The sequence below is a fragment of the Burkholderia sp. LFS061 genome, from assembly GCF_047978125.1.
GTDB classification, from domain to species: domain Bacteria; phylum Pseudomonadota; class Gammaproteobacteria; order Burkholderiales; family Burkholderiaceae; genus Burkholderia; species Burkholderia pyrrocinia_C.
On the sequence record NZ_JBFPFS010000107.1, the window covers coordinates 1 to 2,469 of the forward strand.

Genomic DNA, 2,469 nt, shown 5'->3' on the forward strand with positions numbered 1-2,469 from the left:
GCGCCGCGCTGCGCCCGCCGGACGCGCCGGCCGCCGGCCCGCGGGCGCCACGCCCCCGGCGGCTGTGGGATAATCGCCCGGTTTGCCCAGGGCGCAGCTCAAGAGGTTGTTCGCACGGGCGCGAGAGAGGCCTTTATTCCCGTGCCTCCACCCTTTTTCGCGATATTTCTTCAGCAACCACAATGCCCACTTACCGTTCCAAAACCTCCACCGCCGGCCGCAACATGGCAGGTGCGCGCTCGCTGTGGCGCGCCACCGGCATGAAAGACGACGATTTCTCGAAGCCGATCATCGCGGTGGTCAACTCGTTCACCCAGTTCGTGCCCGGGCACGTGCACCTGAAGGATCTCGGCCAGCTCGTCGCGCGCGAGATCGAGGCTGCCGGCGGCGTCGCGAAGGAATTCAACACGATCGCGGTCGACGACGGCATCGCGATGGGCCACGACGGCATGCTCTATTCGCTGCCGAGCCGCGACATCATCGCCGACTCGGTCGAATACATGGTGAACGCGCACTGCGCGGACGCGATGGTGTGCATCTCGAACTGCGACAAGATCACGCCGGGGATGCTGATGGCCGCGATGCGCCTGAACATTCCGGTGATCTTCGTGTCGGGCGGCCCGATGGAAGCCGGCAAGACGCGCCTCGCGAACCCGGTCACCAAGACCGTCGAACTGAAGAAGCTCGACCTCGTCGACGCGATGGTGATCGCGGCCGACCAGTCGTATTCGGACGCCGACGTCGCCGAAGTCGAACGCTCGGCCTGCCCGACCTGCGGCTCGTGCTCGGGCATGTTCACCGCGAACTCGATGAACTGCCTGACCGAAGCGCTCGGCCTGTCGCTGCCCGGCAACGGCACGGTGGTCGCCACGCACGCCGATCGCGAGCAACTGTTCAAGCGCGCCGGCCGCCGCATCGTCGAACTGACGCGCCAGCACTACGAGCAGGACGACGAACGCGTGCTGCCGCGCTCGGTCGGCTTCAAGGCGTTCGAGAACGCGATGACGCTCGACATCGCGATGGGCGGCTCGACCAACACGATCCTGCACCTGCTGGCGATCGCGCAGGAAGCCGGCATCGACTTCACGATGAAGGACATCGACCGCCTGTCGCGCACCGTGCCGCAGCTGTGCAAGGTCGCGCCGAACACGAACAAGTACCACATCGAGGACGTGCACCGCGCGGGCGGCATCATGGCGATCCTCGGCGAGCTCGAGCGCGCCGGCAAGCTGCACACCGACGTGCCGACCATCCACGCACCGACGCTGAAGGATGCGCTGGACCAGTGGGACATCGTGCGCACGCAGGACGACGCGGTCCGCACGTTCTACCTGGCCGGCCCGGCCGGCATCCCGACGCAGGTCGCGTTCAGCCAGGACACGCGCTGGCCGAGCCTCGACCTCGACCGCGCCGAAGGCTGCATCCGCTCGTACGAGCATGCGTTCTCGAAGGAAGGCGGCCTCGCCGTGCTGACGGGCAACATCGCGCTCGACGGCTGCGTGGTGAAGACGGCCGGCGTCGACGAAAGCATCCTCGTGTTCGAAGGCTCGGCTCACGTGACCGAATCGCAGGACGAAGCGGTCGAGAACATCCTGAACGACAAGGTCAAGGCGGGCGACGTGGTGATCGTGCGCTACGAAGGCCCGAAGGGCGGCCCCGGCATGCAGGAAATGCTCTACCCGACCAGCTACATCAAGTCGAAGGGGCTCGGCAAGGCATGCGCGCTGCTGACGGACGGCCGCTTCTCGGGCGGCACGTCGGGCCTGTCGATCGGTCACTGCTCGCCGGAAGCGGCAGCGGGCGGCGCGATCGGCCTCGTGCGCGACGGCGACAGGATCCGCATCGACATCCCGAACCGCACGATCGACGTACTGGTGTCGGACGAGGAACTGGCGCGCCGCCGCGAAGAGCAGAACGCGAAGGGCTGGAAGCCGGCGCAGCCGCGTCCGCGCAAGGTGTCCGCGGCGCTGAAGGCGTACGCGAAGCTGGTCATGTCGGCCGACAAGGGCGCGGTGCGCGACCTGTCGCTGCTCGACGACTGACGGGGCGGCCTACCGACGACGGGTAACCGGCGACGGACAGTCCGCTCGGGCTGCGGCGCCACACAACCGCCCGGCGCCCGCTCGCCTGATCCAGAAGCCGCTCTCCGGAGCGGCTTTTTTTCGTCCTGCGCACGGAGAAATCGCGGGGCCGGCGCGGTCAATGACGGTATTCGTCGGTACCGCCGCCTCCGCCACCACCGCGGTTACCGCCGCCGTTTCCGCCGCCTTGCGGCCGCGCGTAACCACCGCCACCGCCGCCGCCTCCCTGATGCACGGGCGGCATCGGACGGGCTTCACCGCCCGGCGCGGGAGACGGGCGCAATACGGCCGGCGGCGGGCCCGCCGGCCGGGCATTGCCCGGCGCGGCCTGCATCGGCGCAGGCGCAGGTGCCGCCGGCGCCGGCGTGCGGTTCGCACCGTTCCAGCC

The 2,469-nt window shown here is 68.8% G+C and carries 1 protein-coding gene and 1 pseudogene; one reads left to right on the plus strand and one right to left on the minus strand.

Annotated features, from left to right (window positions below; translation table 11 throughout):
- The first annotated feature begins 182 nt into the window (after window positions 1-182).
- Window positions 183-2,042, plus strand: a complete 1,860-nt coding sequence (ilvD, locus tag ACNQQL_RS35810) for a dihydroxy-acid dehydratase (protein WP_347069649.1) — start codon at window positions 183-185, stop codon at window positions 2,040-2,042.
- A gap of 157 nt (window positions 2,043-2,199) precedes the next feature.
- On the opposite strand, the pseudogene ACNQQL_RS35815 reads toward ilvD, so the two are convergent.
- Window positions 2,200-2,469 (minus strand): annotated as a pseudogene (locus ACNQQL_RS35815) (peptide-binding protein); the annotation flags it as partial.